Origin of the sequence: Actinomycetospora aeridis, assembly GCF_037400275.1 — a bacterium.
GTDB classification, from domain to species: domain Bacteria; phylum Actinomycetota; class Actinomycetes; order Mycobacteriales; family Pseudonocardiaceae; genus Actinomycetospora; species Actinomycetospora aeridis.
In genome coordinates this window covers 78,325-93,828 of the sequence record NZ_JBBEGL010000005.1, presented here as the reverse complement: position 1 = coordinate 93,828, position 15,504 = coordinate 78,325, and the positions used below count along the sequence as shown (strand labels likewise).

Below are 15,504 nucleotides of genomic sequence, written 5' to 3'. Positions count from 1 at the left end.
CGGGGCGTGGTGGGGCGGCCCGCGCCCCGGGGCGGCCCACCGGGTCCCCGACGTTTCCCGCGCACGGCACCATGGAGGCCGTGCAGCTCCACCTCGTCGACGCGTTCACGTCCTCGCCCTTCACCGGCAACCCGGCCGGCGTGTGCCTCACCGACGCCGACGACGCGGCCTGGATGCAGGCGGTCGCCGCGGAGGTCAACGTCTCCGAGACGGCGTTCGTCGACCTCTCGACGCTCGCCGCGACCGGTGAGGTGGGCCTGCGCTGGTTCACGCCGAAGGTCGAGGTGGAGATCTGCGGGCACGCGACGCTGGCGAGCGCGCACGTCCTCTTCGAGCAGGGGCTCGCGACGTCGCCGATCTCCTTCCGCACGGCCTCCGGTGTGCTGCGCGCCGAGGCCCTGGCGGGCGGCGGCATCCAGCTCGACTTCCCCGTCGACGAGCCGGTGTCGGCGCTGCCGGACGGGCACCTGGCCGACGAGTTCGCCGACGCGCTCGGTGCCGCGGTCGTCGAGCTCGCCCGCTGCCGCTACGACGTCCTCGTCGAGATCCCGTCGGCGGAGGAGGTGCGCGCCCTCGAGCCGGACCTCTCGGTGCTGCGGGCCGCGAGCGGGCGCGGGGTCATCGTGACCGCCCGCGCCGGGGACGACCCGAGCCCGGGCGCGCCCGACTTCGTCTCGCGGTTCTTCGCCCCGGCCGTGGGCATCGACGAAGACCCCGTGACGGGCTCGGCGCACTGCTGCCTCGCGCCGTACTGGGCGAAGCGGCTCGGGCGTGACCGCCTCGTCGGCGCCCAGCTCTCCCCGCGCGGCGGCGAGGTCGGCGTCGAGCTGGCCGGCGAGCGGGTGTACCTGCGGGGTGACGCCGTCACGGTGAGCCGCGGGGAGCTGCTCGAGGCCGCCACCAAGATCTAGAGGTCCCCACCCTCCTCGAGCAGGCGGTCGATCTCGCGGCGCAGCAGGCCGAGGCGGGCCTCGCGCACCAGCGGGATGTCGCGACGCCGCCGCCGCACGTCGGCGAGGTCGATGTCGATCGTGCAGGTCTCCTCGGCCTCCGGGCCCTCGCCGCACTCGCCGACGACCTCGCCCCACGGGTCGACGACGTGGCTGCCGCCCCAGAACGTCAGCCCGCCCTCGACGCCGACGCGGTTCACGAACACCACGAACAGCTGGTAGATGCGCCCGTAGAACGTGGTGATGTTGCGCCAGTACTCCTTGGAGTCGTAGCGCTCGGGCGACATCGACTGCGCGGAGTTCGCCGGGACGAGCAGCAGGTGCGCCCCGTCCTGGGTGGACAGGAAGGCCACCTGCGGCTGCCAGGCGTCGTTGCAGATCAGCGTCGCCGCGCGGTGCCGCCCGCCCCGCACGCCGTAGGCCCGGGAGTGCTGGCCGGGCAGGAAGTGCTTGCGCTCCTCGAACGTCGAGTAGGTCGGCAGGTAGAGCTTGCGGTGGGTGTGGACGAGCTGCCCGGCCTCGTAGTAGCCCGCGCTGTTGTAGGTGTGCAGGCCGTGGCCGCCGGCCTCCGGGAAGCCGAGGAGCACCCCGGCGCCGCCGGCGCGCTGCGAGATGCGCAGCAGGCGCGGGTCCTCCGGGGCGAGTGAGAGGTCCTGCGGGACGTCGCCGATCTGGTAGCCCGACAGCGACAGCTCCGGGAAGACGACGAGGTCGGAGTCGTTGTCGACCGCCTCCGCGACCACCCGCTCGGCCCGCTTGAGGTTGCCGTCGAGGTCGCCGAGGGTGGCGTCGGTCTGGGCGAGCGTGATGCGCACGCGGGCTCCTCGGGGTCGGCGCCGCGGGCGGCGGGGAGGACGGACGACTCCGGGTCACCCCGGCCGCCTCAGCGCGACCGACGTGCCCGTCGCGCGACGAGGACGATGAGGCCGGCTCCGCCCAGCAGCGCCATCGCTGCCGCCGACCCGACCAGCGCCACGGTGCGCGATCCGGAGTGTGCATCCCGCCCGTCGGTCAGGTCGACCCGGCCCGCCCCGGCGGGGGACACCGAGGCCGGTCCCGGTCCGGTGAACTCGTCCGGACGCACGTCCGCGACCGCCGAGACGGGGTCGACGGTGCCCGCGCCGACGGCGTCGTCGCGGCCCCCGGCCTGGTTCCCGCGGTCCGCCGAGGAGGTCACCCGCGCCATCACCTGGCGCGCGTCGAGCCCCGGGTAGCGGGCGCGGACGAGCGCGACCACTCCGCTGACGTAGGGCGCGGCGAAGCTGGTGCCCTCGATCGGGATCGGGCGGCCCGCCCCGATGGGCGTGATCGTGTCGACGAGCCCCGGACCGGCGGGGTCGAGGGAGACGATCTCCGAACCGGGCGCCGCGAGCGACACCCACGGCCCCCGGATGCTCTGGGGCGCGGGCAGGCCGTCGCGGCGCGTGTAGCCGACGGAGAGCACGTCGTCGCCGAACCACGCGGGCGCCACCACCTGCCCCGGGCTCTCCCCGTCCGCCGCCTGGACGCAGGCGCCCGATCCCGCGTTGCCGGCCGCGGCCACGACGACGACGTTCGCGTCCACCGCGGCCCGGACCGCCGCCCGCAACGAGGCGAGCCCGCGGGCCGCGTCGGCGGCGGGCACGCACGCCGCCTCCGAGATGTTGATGACCGTGGCCCCGAGGCTCGTCGCCCGCAGGATCGCCTCGGCGAGGGTGTCGACGTTGCCGCCGCCGTCGGTGGTCGACCCGTCCGGCGCGGTGGTGCGGACCGTCCCGCTGGACTGGCGGATCGAGAGCACCCGCGCGTCCGGGGCGACGCCGACGAAGCCTGTCGACTGCTCCGGCGCCGCGGCGATGATGCCGGCGACGAGGGTGCCGTGGCCGTCGCAGTCGGTGAGGCCGTCCTGGGTGCCGACGAAGTCGCCGCCGTCGACGAGCCGCCCGGCGAGGCGCGGGTGGCGGCTCACGCCGGTGTCGATGACGGCGACGGTCTGCCCCGCGCCGCGGGTGAAGCGCCAGGCGTCGGTGAACCGCAGCCGCTGCTGGCCCCACGGTGCCCCGGGGATCGCGGCGTCCCCGCCGCCCGCGGAGCGCACGCACGCGACGCGGGCGCTGACGCCGGGCAGCGGCCGCGGGTCGGGGTCGAGGCGCGCGAGCGCGGCGGGATCGGGCGGGGGTGGCACGGGCGCGTCGGCAGCGGCCGTCCCCGGGGTGGCGACGACCAGCACCGCGGTGATCACGGCGACGACGGCGCGTGCCACCCGTCGCCCGAGGATCTCCCGCACCTCTCGCAGCGTAGGAGGTGTTCTGCGCTCGTGTGGGCGCTTTGGTGTGCCCCGAGGTGGGGAGCGAGGGCGTCGTTCGCTGCCTGCCACGCACTCAGGGAGTCCCTCGCTCCCACCCCGCTAGCACCCCCCGTGGTCGGAGGACTCGGTGCGCCACGCATCATTCACTCCTCTGGCCCAGCAGTCCGGCTTGTCGTCTCTCTCCGTGACCGTCAAGCTGATCGCGGAGGGACGATGACCGTGACGACGACGCGTGAGGACCGGCCGCCGGGCGGCGGTCCCGCGCCGCGGTGGTCGCCGAGACGCCTCGGCCACCACCGCTACCTGTGGTGGCTCGGCGCCCTCGCGCTCGCCGCCGTCGCCGTGGGCATCGCCGTCGCCCTCGACACCTCGCCCGGCCCGGGCCTCACCGACGGCGGCGCGCTCGCCGTGATGGTCGCCGTCTGCCTGCTCAGCCCGGTGCTCGTGTGGATGGCCGGGCACGAGCTCGTCACCGCGATCCGCCGCCGGGTCCGCGACGACGTGCGCGCCTACGGCGCCGGTCAGCCGGTGCGCGGCGCCGCCCCGGCCGCGGTACCCGGTGAGCGGGCGTGGCCCCGCCCCGCCGAGGAGGTCCTGCTGTACGTCGACGCCGACCACGCGGCTGACGCCGCACGGGTCGTCGAGCGGGCCGTCCCGGGCGGCCGGCACCGGTTCGTCGAGACCCGGCACGGTGACCTGCGGCTGCGCAGCGGCCGGGGGACGCTCGTCGCCACCGCCCCCGACGGCGGGGTGCGCCACCGCGCCGTGCGGACCGCCCTGCCCGGCCACTACCGCGCCCGCTGGGACCTCGAGCTGGACGGCGCGACGGTGCGCCTGACCGGCGAGGTCCGCGGGCTGCAACCCGTGCCCCGGCGCACCCTGCTCGAGCCCGACGGCACCGCCTGGCTCGTCCAGATGGGCACGCCGTCGCTGCTCGACCAGCTCCGCGGCGGCCGGGCGGCCCGGCTGCGCCCGCACGGACGGCTCCCCGAGGACCTCTCGCCCGACGCCGTCGCGTTCTGCCTGTGGCTGTTCTGCGAGCTCGGGACCCACCAGGAGCGGGTGCGCAGCTACGGCCGCGAGTACGGCGCGGCGGCCGAGCCCGTCGCCGATGCCTGGGCGGGCCACCCGCCGTCCGCACACCACCCCGAGCTCCAGGAGGCCCGCCCGTGACCGCGACGCTCGACCCCGCGCGGCCCGCCCACGGGGGCCCGGCGCCGCGGTGGTCGCCGCGGCGGCTGGGTCACCACCGCTACCTCTGGTGGCTCGGCGCGCTCGTGCTCGCCGGCGTCGTGGCCGCGATCGCGGTGGCCCCGGACCCGTCGTCGGAGCCCGGGATCGCCGACGACGGCGCGGTCAACGTCCTCACCGCGGTCATCCTCCTGACGCCGATCCTGCTGTGGGGGCTGATCCACCAGGTGGTGTCCGCGGTGCGCCGCCGCGTCCGGGACGACGTCCGCGTCCACGGCGTCGGCCAGCCGGTCGCCGTGCGACGTCCCGACCCCGCGTCCCTCGGCGGGAGCGACGACCGCCTGCGGTACCTGGTCGACGTCGACCACGTCCCCGGCGCCGTGACCGTGCGGGACCGCCAGGAGCGCGGCGGGCCCTCGTCGTGGCTCGACGACGGTGAGCGCCGGCTGCGCCTGCGGGCCCGGTCCGGGGTGATGACCGCGAGCGAGTCCACCGGCCCGGTGTTCGTCGCGCGCCGCTTCGGGCGGGCGGGCCAGCGGCACTGGGAGATCGCCGTGGAGGGCCTGCGGCTGCGGTGCGAGGTGCGGGGCGCCTTCCCGGTCCCGCGACGCACGCTGATCGACGACGACGGGACGGCGTGGCTCGTCCAGGTCGGGCGGTCGCGTCGGGGCCGGGTCCACCCGTCGGCGCGCCTGCCCGAGCGTCTCTCGCCGGCCGCGGCCGCGTTCGTCGTCTGGTTCGTCGCCGAGCTCGACGCCAAGATCCGGGCCGCGCGCGACGCCCCGATCACCGGCGGCGGCAGCGCCGACTCCGGCGACTCGTCGTGGTGGGACACCGGATCGTCGGACAGTGGCTCCGACAGTGGCTCCTCCGACAGCGGCAGCAGCGGCGGTGACTGAGCGACGTTCACCGTCCGCTCAATCGATCGAGAAGCACTCGAGGAAGGCCTAGGCTGGACGTCGTGCCGCGACCCGTGATCCTCACCGTGGACGACGATCCCGCCGTCTCCCGGGCCGTCGCCCGCGACCTGCGGCGCGAGTACGGCGAGCACCACCGCATCGTGCGGGCCGAGTCGGGGCCGACCGCGCTCGAGGCGCTGCGCGAGATCGCGCTGCGCGGCGAGCAGGTGGCGGTGATCCTCGCCGACCAGCGCATGCCCCGGATGACGGGCGTCGAGTTCCTCGAGCAGGCGATGGACCTCTTCCCCCGCGCGCGCCGGGTGCTGCTCACCGCCTACGCCGACACCGACGCGGCGATCACCGCGATCAACGTCGTCGACCTCGACCACTACCTGCTCAAGCCGTGGGACCCGCCGGAGGAGAAGCTCTACCCCGTCGTCGACTCGCTGCTCGCGGCGTGGCGGGAGTCGTCGGACCGCCCGTCGGCGACCATCCGCATCGTCGGCAACCGCTGGTCGGCGCGCTCCTACGAGCTGCGCGACCTCGCCGCGCGCAACCAGCTCTCCTACGACTTCTTCCGCGCCGACGAGCCCGACGGCGCCCGGCTGCTCGAGGCCGCCGGCGCGGACCCGGACGTGCTGCCGGTCGTGATCGCCGAGGACGGGCGCACGCTCGTGCAGCCCACCGACGCGCAGGTCGCCGAGGCGGCCGGCCTCGCGACCACGGCGTCCGAGGACGTCTACGACCTCGTGGTCGTCGGCGGCGGCCCGGCGGGGCTCGGCGCCAGCGTGTACGGCGGCTCCGAGGGGCTGCGCACCGTGCTCGTCGAGTCCCGTGCCACCGGCGGGCAGGCGGGCACGTCGAGCCGCATCGAGAACTACCTGGGCTTCCCCAACGGCGTCTCCGGCGACCAACTGACCACCCGCGCCCGGCTGCAGGCCGAGAAGTTCGGCACCGAGGTGCTCACCACGCGCACCGTGACGGCCCTGGAGCCGAAGGGCCGGGCCCGCGTGGTCCGGTTCGACGACGGCTCGGAGATCACCGCGCACGCCGTCGTGCTGGCCACCGGCGTCTCGTACCGGATGCTCGAGTGCCCGGGCCTCGACGACCACACCGGCCAGGGCGTCTTCTACGGCGCCGCGGCCACCGAGGCGGCGTCGTGCGCCGCGCAGGACGTCTACGTCGTCGGCGGCGCGAACTCGGCGGGCCAGGCGGCGATGAACTTCTCGCGGCACGCCGCCCGGGTGATCATGCTCGTCCGGGGCCCGTCGCTGACGGCATCGATGTCGCACTACCTGATCGAGCAGATCGAGGCGAACCCGCGCATCGAGGTGCGCACCTGCACGGAGGTCTGCGGTGCCGACGGCACCGACCACCTCGAGAAGCTGACGTTGCGTGACAGGAACACCGGCGCGGAGGAGACCGTCGAGGCGTCCTGGCTGTTCGTCTTCATCGGCGCCGCCCCGCGCACCGACTGGCTGGACGGCGTCGTCGCCCGCGACGGTCGCGGGTTCGTCCTCACGGGGCCCGACCTGCCCCGTGACGAGAACGGGCGTGCTCCGGCGGGATGGGAACCGGACCGGGATCCGTTCCACCTGGAGACGTCCGTGCCCGGGGTCTTCGCCGTCGGCGATGTCCGGGCCGATTCGGTCAAGCGCGTCGCGTCCGCGGTCGGTGAGGGCGCGATGGCGGTGAGTCTGGTGCACCGATGGCTGGAGAACCGATGAGCACCACGGAGACCTCCGAGAAGCTGACCCGCGAGGAGCTGCGCGGGCTGTTCCTCTTCGAGAAGCTCGACGACGCCCAGCTCGACTGGCTGGCCGAGCACGGTGACGTCGTCGCGGCCTCCGCCGGCGAGACGGTGTGCCGCGAGGGCGACCCCGCCAGCTGCTTCTGGGTGCTGCTCTCCGGCGAGATGGCGATGCTCCAGACGATGCGCGGCGACGAGGTCGAGACCACGCGCACGAGCCAGCGCGGCACGTACGGCGGGTCGACCCAGGCCTACATCCCGGACGCCGACCAGACCTACAAGCACACGCTGCGCGCCACGAAGGACGCGACGTTCCTCGCGCTGCCCGCCACCGAGTGGGCCGACGCGCTGCGCACGTGGTTCCCGCTCCCGATCCACCTGCTCGAGGGTCTCGTCGTCGGCATGCGCCGCACGTCGACGATCCAGAGCGAGCGCGAGCGGCTGCTCGCGCTCGGGTCGCTGTCCGCGGGCCTGACCCACGAGCTCAACAACCCCGCCGCCGCGGCGTCGCGCGCCACGGAGTCGCTGCGCAGTCGCGTCGCGGGCATGCGCCACAAGCTCGGCCTGCTCGCCTGCGGCAAGCTCGACGGCCCGACCGTCGCGCAGCTCGTGGAGCTGCAGGAGGACGCGGTCAACCGCGCGGAGACGGCGCCGGAGCTCTCGGCGCTCGAGGCGTCGGACGCCGAGGACGAGCTCGGCGACTGGCTCGACGACCGTGGCGTCGGCGGCGCCTGGGACCTCGCGCCGGTGCTCGTCGCGGGCGGCCTGGACGCCGAGTGGCTCGACAAGGTCGAGCGCACGGTGCCCGAGGGGTCGGTCGAGGCGGCCGTGCGCTGGATCGCCTACGCCGTCGAGACCGAGACGCTCATGGGCGAGATCACCGACGCGACCACCCGCATCGGCAACCTCGTGGGCGCGGCCCGGCAGTACTCGCAGCTCGACCGCGCGCCGTTCCAGGAGGTCGACCTGCGCGACCTGCTGAAGTCGACGATGGTGATGATGAGCCGCAAGTTCGAGGGCATCCAGGTCGTCAAGGACCTCGATCCGGACCTGCCGAGGATCCCGGCCTACGCCGCCGAGCTCAACCAGGTCTGGACGAACATCATCGACAACGCCGTGGGCGCCATGCACGCGCACGGCGACGGCACGGGGACGCTGACCATCCGCACCCGGCGCGACGGCCCGCACGCGGTCGTCGAGATCGGCGACACCGGCCCCGGGATCCCCGACGACGTGCGGCCGCGCATCTTCGAGCCGTTCTTCACCACCAAGGACGTCGGCGAGGGGACGGGCCTCGGCCTGGACATCTCGTGGCGCATCGTCGTCAAGAAGCACCACGGGGACATCCGCGTCCACACCGGCCCGGGCGGCACCACCTTCGAGGTGTGCCTCCCGCTGGAGGGCCCGGCCCGCGAGGACGTGCCGGAGGACGACGCCGACGACGTGTGACCTCAAAGTGAGCTTTACTTAGTTACGTAAGCTAAATACCGGGGCAGTACTCCTCCGTCACCGTCGACGAGGAGGTCGTGGCCATGTGTGGCATCGCGGGAGCCGTGGACCTGGCGCGGGGAGTCGACCGCGCCGAGGTCGCTCCGATGGTCGAGACGATGAGCTGCCGGGGCCCGGACGACGAGGGCCTCTGGCTGTCCGGTGGGGAGCGCCCGCGCGCGGCGATGGGGCACCGCCGCCTCGCGGTCGTCGACGTGCCGGGCGGGCGCCAGCCGATGACGATCGAGCACGGCGGCGAGACGCTGCTGACGCTGGTGTTCTCCGGCGAGGTCTACAACTTCCGCGAGCTGCGCGCCGAGCTCGAGGGCCGCGGGCACACGTTCCGCACGGCGTCGGACACCGAGGTCGTGCTGGTGGGCTGGCTCGAGTGGGGCTCCGGCGTCGTCGAGCGCCTCAACGGGATGTTCGCCTTCGCGCTGTGGGACGACCGCAGCGAGGAGCTCTTCCTCGTGCGCGACCGCATGGGCGTCAAGCCGCTCTACTACTACCCGACGCCCGACGGCGTGCTCTACGGCTCGGAGCCCAAGGCGATCCTGGCCCACCCGCGCAGCGAGGCCGTGCTCGACCTGGACGGGATGCGCGAGCTGCTCTCGCACGTCAAGACGCCCGAGCACGGCATCTACCGCGGCATGTACGAGGTGCGTCCCGGGTCGTGGGTGCGCGTGCGCCGCGAGGGGATCGACGTCCACCGGTACTGGCAGCTCGAGGCGCTCGAGCACACCGACGACCGCGACACGACCGTCGCGCACGTCCGCGAGCTGCTCGACGACATCGTCGACCGTCAGCTGATCTCCGACGTGCCGCTGTGCGCGCTGCTCTCCGGCGGCCTGGACTCCTCGGCGATCACCGCGCTGGCGGCGCAGAAGCTGCGGGCCCAGGACGCCGGGCCGGTGCGCTCGTTCTCCGTCGACTTCGTGGGCTACGAGGACGCGTTCTCCGCCGACCCGATGCGCGACACCCCCGACGGGCCCTACGTCCGCGAGCTGGCCGAGCACGTCGCGGCCGACCACTCGGCGATCACGCTGTCCAACGACGACCTCATCGACCCCGACGCCCGGGCCGCGGTGCTCGCCGCGCGGGACGTGCCGGTGTCGATCGGCGACATGGACACCTCGCTCTACCTGCTGTTCAAGGCGATCCGCGGGCGTTCCACCGTGGCCCTGTCCGGTGAGTCGGCGGACGAGGTGTTCGGCGGCTACCGGTGGTTCCACGACGCCGACGCCGTCAACGCCGACACGTTCCCGTGGATGGCCGCGACCCGGATGGGGCCGCTGGACCACTCGACGGCGCACTTCGCGCCCGAGCTGCGCGACCAGCTGCACCTCGCCGACTACATCGACGCCTCGTACCGGGACGCCCTGGCCGAGGTGCCGCACGTCCCGACCGCCGATCCGCAGGAGCGGCGGATGCGCGAGGTCTGCTACCTGCACCTGACGCGGTTCGTCCAGATCCTCCTCGACCGCAAGGACCGCATGAGCATGGCCAGCGGGCTCGAGGTGCGCGTGCCGTTCTGCGACCACCGTCTCGTGCAGTACGTCTTCAACACCCGGTGGGCGCTCAAGACGTTCGACGGCCGCGAGAAGAGCCTGCTGCGTGCGGCGACGCGGGACCTGCTGCCGGCGTCGATCGTCGACCGCGTCAAGAGCCCGTACCCCTCGACCCAGGACCCGGGCTACGAGAAGGCGCTGCGGGCCTCGATCGCCGACCTGGTGTCGGACCGCGAGGCGCCCGTGCGCGACCTCATCGACGTCGACGCCCTGCGCTCGGCGATCGACGCGCCGCAGGACGGCCCGAGCATCGACACCGACCGGGCCCGCCTCGAGTCGGTGCTGCAGATGGACGCGTGGCTGCGCCGCTACCGCCCGACGCTGCAGCTGTCGTAGCCCGTCTCAGCCCGTCTCAGCCCGTCTCAGCCCGTCTCGGCCCGCCCCGGACGCCGTGAGGGGCGCCCCCCGGTCACCGTGGGGCAGCACGGCGACCGGGGGACGCGAGACCCCGTGCGGCCGGGCGCGGTCGGTCGCACGGGGGACCGGGTCGTCCCAGCGGGACGGCTCGGGGGTCGGCGAGGGCGCCGGCGTCCAGCGCGGACGTCGGCGACAACGGCACCAGTCCAACGAACGAACTCGCCGGACCGATACGCACTCTCGCTGTCCTGCCCGCGATTCGCGCCGGACGGTGGGCCGGTTCACCGGAGTAGGGGACGAAACAGGCGTGACACACGTCTCAGTTGTCCTCGGCGCGTCGGTGTGGTGGTGGCGTGCACACCCCGGGCGCCCACGGGCGGCGGTGGGACACTGGGGACGTGCAGACCGCCCAGGGACCGGACCGCTCCTCGGAGCTCGACCCGCCGACGGACCCCGTCGTCCGCCCGGTGCAGGTCGCCGACGCGCCGCCCCGGGGGTCCGGGGACGCCACCCCGAGCGGCTTCGTCGACGACCCGGAGAAGCGGGCCCGGCTGCGCCGCATGAAGGGGGTCGCGCTCTCCTTCCTGCTCGGCGCGGCGGTCGTGTGGGTCGTGTTCCTGCTCTGGGAGAACAACGGGGGTCCGGCCTTCACGGGCTACGTGCGCGCCGCCGCCGAGGCCGGCATGGTCGGCGGGCTCGCCGACTGGTTCGCGGTCACGGCGCTGTTCCGCCACCCGCTCGGCATCAAGATCCCGCACACGGCGCTGATCCCGCGCAAGAAGGACCAGCTGGGGGCGAGCCTGTCCGACTTCGTCGGCGGGAACTTCCTGGCGCCGCGGGTGGTGGGCGAGAAGCTGCGGGCCGCGCAGATCTCCGCCCGCCTCGGCGGCTGGCTCTCGAGCCCCGGCAACGCCGAGCGGGTCACCGCCGAGCTCGCCACCGTGGTGCGCGGCGCCGTCACCGTGCTGCGCGACGACGAGATCCAGGCCGTCGTCGACCAGGCCGTCACGCGGCGGGTGGTCGCGCAGCCGTGGGGGCCGCCGCTGGGCCGGCTCCTGGCCGGCGTGCTGGCCGACGGCTCGCACCGGCGCCTCGTCGACCTCGTCTGCGACCGCGCCTACGACTGGGTGCGCAACAACCACGACACCGTCATGGCGCTGGTCAGCAAGCAGGCGCCGAGCTGGTCGCCACGGTTCGTCGACGGGATCATCGCCGACCGCCTCTACGCCGAGGCCCTGTCGTTCGCGTGGGCGGTGAAGTCCGACCAGGAGCACCCGCTGCGCGCGGCGATCGACCGCTTCCTCGTCTCCTTCGCCGGCGACCTGCAGGACGACCCCGAGACCGGCGAGCGCGTCGAGGCGATCAAGCAGCAGCTGCTCGAGCACCCCGACGTGCAGGCCCTGATCTCACGGGCGTGGGCCACCGGCAAGGCGATGCTGCTCGACGCCGCCGAGGACCCGTCGTCGCAGCTGCGGCTGCGCGTCACCGAGGGCATCACCCGCTTCGGGCAGCGCCTGGACACCGAGGAGGACCTGCGCGACAAGATCGACGGCTGGATCGTCGACGCCGCCTCGTACGTGGTCGGCCGCTACTCGAGCGAGATCTCCACCCTGATCTCCGACACCGTGGCGCGCTGGGACGGGCCGGAGACCTCGCGCAAGGTCGAGCTGCAGGTCGGCCGCGACCTCCAGTTCATCCGCATCAACGGCACGCTCGTGGGCGCCCTCGCGGGGCTGATCATCTACTCGGTGGGCGAGCTGTTGCTCGTCTAGCTCCAGAGCGCGGTGCCGAGGGTGAGCCCGAGGCCCGCGGCGCCGAGTCCGGCGAGGCTCGAGGCGACGACGTTCATGACGCTCGCGGTGGGGGCGCGCTCGCCGGCCAGGCGGACGGTCTCGTAGGCGAGCGTCGACCAGGTCGAGAGGCTGCCGCAGAAGCCGACGCCCACGGCGAGGACGACGGCGTGCGGGGCGGGTCCGCCGAGCACGAGACCCAGCACGAACGACGCGACGACGTTGACGGTGAACGTGCCCCAGGGGAAGCCGGTGGTGTGTGTCCTCTGCAGCCAGCGGTCCGTGAGGTAGCGGGTGGGGGCGCCCACCGCGGCGCCGAGGGCGATCAGCAGCACGGTCACCGCGGGACACCGCCGAGGCGTCGCGTCACGGTCATGGCGATCGCGCACGCCCCGACCGCGCCGACGATCGTGGCGGCGAGGTAGGCCAGCGCGGTCGCGCGGTGCCCGCCGTCCAGGAGCGTCTCGGCGTCGACGGCGAACGTCGAGAACGTCGTGAAGCCGCCGAGCACGCCGGTGCCGAGGAAGGGGCGGACGAGCGGGTGGGCGTCGCGGACCTCGGTGACCACGACGACGAGCACGCCCATGAGCAGGCTGCCCACCACGTTGATGCCGAGCGTGCCCCACGGGAAGGCGCCGGCCACGGGGGGCAGCTGCAGGCCGACGGCCCAGCGGGCGAGCGCGCCGAGGACGCCACCGGCGGCGACCGCGGCGACCGCCGGGCCCTGGCCGCGCAGCACCGCCGTCCGAGGTCCGACCATTGGGCCCGAGCATAGGCGGGTCGCCCGTTCGTGTGTGCGCGAGGCCACGTGACCAGCGCAAGCAGAGTGCTTGCACCAGCTAGCACTCGTGTTAGCGTGAATGTCAGCGAGTTCGGAGGAGGTGGTTCCGGTGGCCACGGACGGGGTCGAGAAGATCGGCCAGGCCGTCGAGGACATCGGGGCCTACATCCGCCGGCAGCGCGAGGGCGCGGAGGTCTCCCTCCGTCAGCTCGCGAAGGTCGCGGGCATCAGCAACCCCTACCTGAGCCAGATCGAGCGAGGGCTGCGCAAGCCCTCCGCCGAGATCCTGGCCCAGATCGCGACCGGCCTGCGGATCTCCGCCGAGGCGCTGTACGTCCGCGCCGGGATTCTCGAGCCGAGGGAGTCCTCGCCGGTGCTGGACGCCGTGGCCGCGGACCCGGACCTGTCGGAGCGCCAGAAGCAGGTGCTCGCCGACATCTACGAGTCCTTCCGCCGCGGCAACGCCGTCGACGGCAGTGCCGTCGAGAGCGCTGCCGTGGAGGACACCGTCGACCACGCCGCCGGACGCAGCGCCGCGACCGACACCCAGAACGTCAGTACGTAACACCACCGACCCAGGAGTGGAGACGACCATGCCGGTCACCTTCCCGACCAAGTTCGACGTCCGTGAGGCCCGCGACCAGGCCAACAAGGTGGTCTCCGAGGCCATCGACCCGCTGCGCCACCCGGCGCTCGCGGTGCTCGGCCTCGGCGACGCCGCCGTCGCGGCCGGCCGTGACGCCGTGGCCCGCGTGCAGGCCGGCGCCACCGAGGTGCAGGCTCGCGTCGAGGACCTCCCGGCCGAGCTGCAGGAGCTGCGCTCGAAGCTGACGACCGAGGACTTCCGCCGCCTGGTGGACAGCTACCTCGCCGCCGTCCGCAGCGTCTACGCCGACCTCGTCAAGCGCGGCGAGAAGAGCTACAAGGACATCACGTCGCAGCCGCAGGTCAAGCAGGCGCTGGACACGGTCGACCAGGTCGGCAAGGACGTCGAGAAGAACCTCGAGGACGCCGTCGAGGGCTTCCGCGTCCGTGGCGAGGCCGGCCTGGCCGAGGTCACCAAGCAGACCCGCTCGGTCGGCGAGCGCGCCGCCCGCGCGACCCAGCGCCTCAGCGCCCAGGCCGCGGAGACCGTGGCCGAGGCCGGCTCCGAGCTCTCCGAGGAGATCAAGGAGGCCGGTAACGAGGTCGCCTCCGAGACCCGGAGCACGACCCGCAAGGCCGCGGCGCGCACCGCCCCCAAGAAGCAGGGCCCGAAGAACGCGCCCAAGTCGGCGGCCACGGCCACCGCGGACGCCAAGAAGGCCCCGAAGAGCTGATCACCGGTTCGCAGCCATGACGCTGCGGTGACAGCACTGCTCCGTACGGCCCCGGGACGCTCCGCCGTCCCGGGGCCGTCGTGCGTGGGGGCTTGACCGCGCGCCTGTCGCCCCTCCGAGGAGGGCACGTATCGTGGTCCGCGTGTCGGTGCTCTACAACCTCGACAGCTACGTGCTGCTGGTGCTGTGGCTGCTGGGGATCCCCGTGGGCCTCTACGCGTTCGTGCACGCGCTGATGCAGCGGTCCGACGCCTTCACGGCCGCCGACAAGCTGACCAAGCCGGTCTGGTGCGCGATCACCGGCGTCGGCCTGGCGATCCTCGCGATCTCCACCAGCGGTCCGTACAGCTTTCTCTGGCTCGTCGGCATCATCGCGGTGCTCATCTACATCGTCGACGTGCGCCCGCGGGTCATCGAGATCCAGCAGGGCCCGCGCTGGTGACCGCGGCGGCCCGTGCCATCGCCGGGTCGCTGGAGCCGGAGCCCGCCCTCGAGCGGCCCGACCTCCTCGCCGAGCCCGTTGTCGCTGCTCTGCGCGCACTGCCTCCGCAGCTCGCGGCCGACTGCCTCGTCGCCGCCATCGACCCCGAGCTGGCCGACACCGCGGCGTTCTGCGAGGCCTACGGCTCGCCCCTCGACGCCTCGGCCAACTGCGTGGTGGTCGCCGGCTCCCGCTCCGGCGAGCGCCGCTTCGCCGCCTGCGTCGTGCTCGCCACCACCCGCGCCGACGTCAACACCGTGGTGCGCAAGCGCCTCGACGTCCGCAAGGCCTCCTTCGCGCCGATGGACGAGGCGGTCGAGCTCACGGGCATGGCCTACGGCGGGATCACCCCGTTCGGCGTGCCGGCGGGGTGGCCGGTGCTCGTCGACGCCGCGGTGCTCGCGACCCCGGCGGTGGTGGTCGGCAGCGGGCTGCGGGAGAGCAAGCTGCTGGTGCCCGGCGCGGTGCTCGGCGAGCTGCCCTCCGCCGAGGTCATCGAGGGCCTCGGCCGCTGAGCCTTCCCCTCGCGCGGTGTCAGCGGAGTGGCTCCGCAGACGTTGAGTGTCCGTATCTCCACTCTCACGCCCCGTTCGAACAGGGCTGGTCGGGGCCGAGCCACCGGCCTGCGAATCGTTACCTGTTC

At 74.0% G+C, this 15,504-nt stretch carries 15 protein-coding genes; 11 read left to right on the top strand and 4 right to left on the bottom strand.

The window, feature by feature from the left end; translation table 11 throughout:
- Window positions 1-71 precede the first annotated feature (71 nt).
- On the top strand, window positions 72-911 hold the full coding sequence (locus WCD41_RS18605) for a PhzF family phenazine biosynthesis protein (protein ID WP_337715078.1): 840 nt from the start codon (window positions 72-74) through the stop codon (window positions 909-911).
- Here WCD41_RS18605 and WCD41_RS18600 read toward each other — a convergent pair.
- Entirely contained in the window at window positions 908-1,765 is an 858-nt protein-coding gene (locus tag WCD41_RS18600) for a nitrilase-related carbon-nitrogen hydrolase (protein ID WP_337715076.1), read from the bottom strand. The genes WCD41_RS18605 and WCD41_RS18600 overlap by 4 nt on opposite strands.
- 68 nt (window positions 1,766-1,833) lie before the next feature.
- Window positions 1,834-3,216 carry a type VII secretion-associated serine protease mycosin gene (mycP, locus tag WCD41_RS18595; RefSeq protein ID WP_337715074.1) on the bottom strand — a complete coding sequence of 461 codons (1,383 nt, stop codon included), beginning with the start codon at window positions 3,214-3,216 and terminating at the stop codon, window positions 1,834-1,836.
- Window positions 3,217-3,456: 240 nt separating this feature from the next.
- Between mycP and WCD41_RS18590 the strand changes: the two genes are divergently transcribed.
- The 6 genes from WCD41_RS18590 to WCD41_RS18565 all read left to right on the top strand — a co-directional run bounded on the left by WCD41_RS18590 (window position 3,457) and on the right by WCD41_RS18565 (window position 12,262).
- Window positions 3,457-4,410 carry a hypothetical protein gene (locus tag WCD41_RS18590; protein ID WP_337715072.1) on the top strand — a complete coding sequence of 318 codons (954 nt, stop codon included), beginning with the start codon at window positions 3,457-3,459 and terminating at the stop codon, window positions 4,408-4,410.
- Window positions 4,407-5,327 (top strand): hypothetical protein, encoded by a 921-nt coding sequence (locus tag WCD41_RS18585; protein ID WP_337715070.1) that lies wholly within the window; start codon window positions 4,407-4,409, stop codon window positions 5,325-5,327. Before WCD41_RS18590 ends, WCD41_RS18585 begins: the two co-directional genes overlap by 4 nt.
- Before the next feature lie 62 nt (window positions 5,328-5,389).
- Window positions 5,390-7,054: an NAD(P)/FAD-dependent oxidoreductase gene (locus tag WCD41_RS18580; protein WP_337715068.1), complete on the top strand. Its 1,665-nt coding sequence runs from the start codon at window positions 5,390-5,392 to the stop codon at window positions 7,052-7,054.
- Window positions 7,051-8,526 (top strand): ATP-binding protein, encoded by a 1,476-nt coding sequence (locus WCD41_RS18575; protein ID WP_337715066.1) that lies wholly within the window; start codon window positions 7,051-7,053, stop codon window positions 8,524-8,526. The genes WCD41_RS18580 and WCD41_RS18575 overlap by 4 nt, the downstream gene beginning before the upstream one ends.
- A gap of 83 nt (window positions 8,527-8,609) precedes the next feature.
- Entirely contained in the window at window positions 8,610-10,469 is a 1,860-nt protein-coding gene (gene asnB, locus WCD41_RS18570) for an asparagine synthase (glutamine-hydrolyzing) (protein WP_337715063.1), read from the top strand.
- A gap of 488 nt (window positions 10,470-10,957) precedes the next feature.
- Entirely contained in the window at window positions 10,958-12,262 is a 1,305-nt protein-coding gene (locus tag WCD41_RS18565; protein WP_337716068.1) for a DUF445 domain-containing protein, read from the top strand.
- Here WCD41_RS18565 and WCD41_RS18560 read toward each other — a convergent pair.
- Window positions 12,259-12,621 (bottom strand): fluoride efflux transporter FluC, encoded by a 363-nt coding sequence (locus WCD41_RS18560; RefSeq protein WP_337715061.1) that lies wholly within the window; start codon window positions 12,619-12,621, stop codon window positions 12,259-12,261. The two genes, WCD41_RS18565 and WCD41_RS18560, sit on opposite strands and share 4 nt — an antisense overlap.
- Window positions 12,618-13,040 (bottom strand): fluoride efflux transporter CrcB, encoded by a 423-nt coding sequence (gene crcB, locus WCD41_RS18555; RefSeq protein WP_337715060.1) that lies wholly within the window; start codon window positions 13,038-13,040, stop codon window positions 12,618-12,620. Before crcB ends, WCD41_RS18560 begins: the two co-directional genes overlap by 4 nt.
- Window positions 13,041-13,140: 100 nt before the next feature.
- On the opposite strand from crcB, the gene WCD41_RS18550 reads away from it, so the two are divergent.
- The 4 genes from WCD41_RS18550 (at window position 13,141) to WCD41_RS18535 (ending at window position 15,376) form a co-directional block, all read left to right on the top strand.
- The gene (locus tag WCD41_RS18550) at window positions 13,141-13,626 is read left to right on the top strand and encodes a helix-turn-helix domain-containing protein (protein WP_373695154.1); all 486 of its coding nucleotides are present in this window, start codon (window positions 13,141-13,143) and stop codon (window positions 13,624-13,626) included.
- 28 nt (window positions 13,627-13,654) lie between these two features.
- Window positions 13,655-14,380: a hypothetical protein gene (locus tag WCD41_RS18545; RefSeq protein ID WP_337715056.1), complete on the top strand. Its 726-nt coding sequence runs from the start codon at window positions 13,655-13,657 to the stop codon at window positions 14,378-14,380.
- Between the two features lie 133 nt (window positions 14,381-14,513).
- Entirely contained in the window at window positions 14,514-14,822 is a 309-nt protein-coding gene (locus WCD41_RS18540) for a DUF2516 family protein (RefSeq protein WP_337715054.1), read from the top strand.
- Window positions 14,819-15,376, top strand: a complete 558-nt coding sequence (locus WCD41_RS18535) for a YbaK/EbsC family protein (RefSeq protein WP_337715052.1) — start codon at window positions 14,819-14,821, stop codon at window positions 15,374-15,376. The genes WCD41_RS18540 and WCD41_RS18535 overlap by 4 nt, the downstream gene beginning before the upstream one ends.
- Window positions 15,377-15,504: the final 128 nt, after the last annotated feature.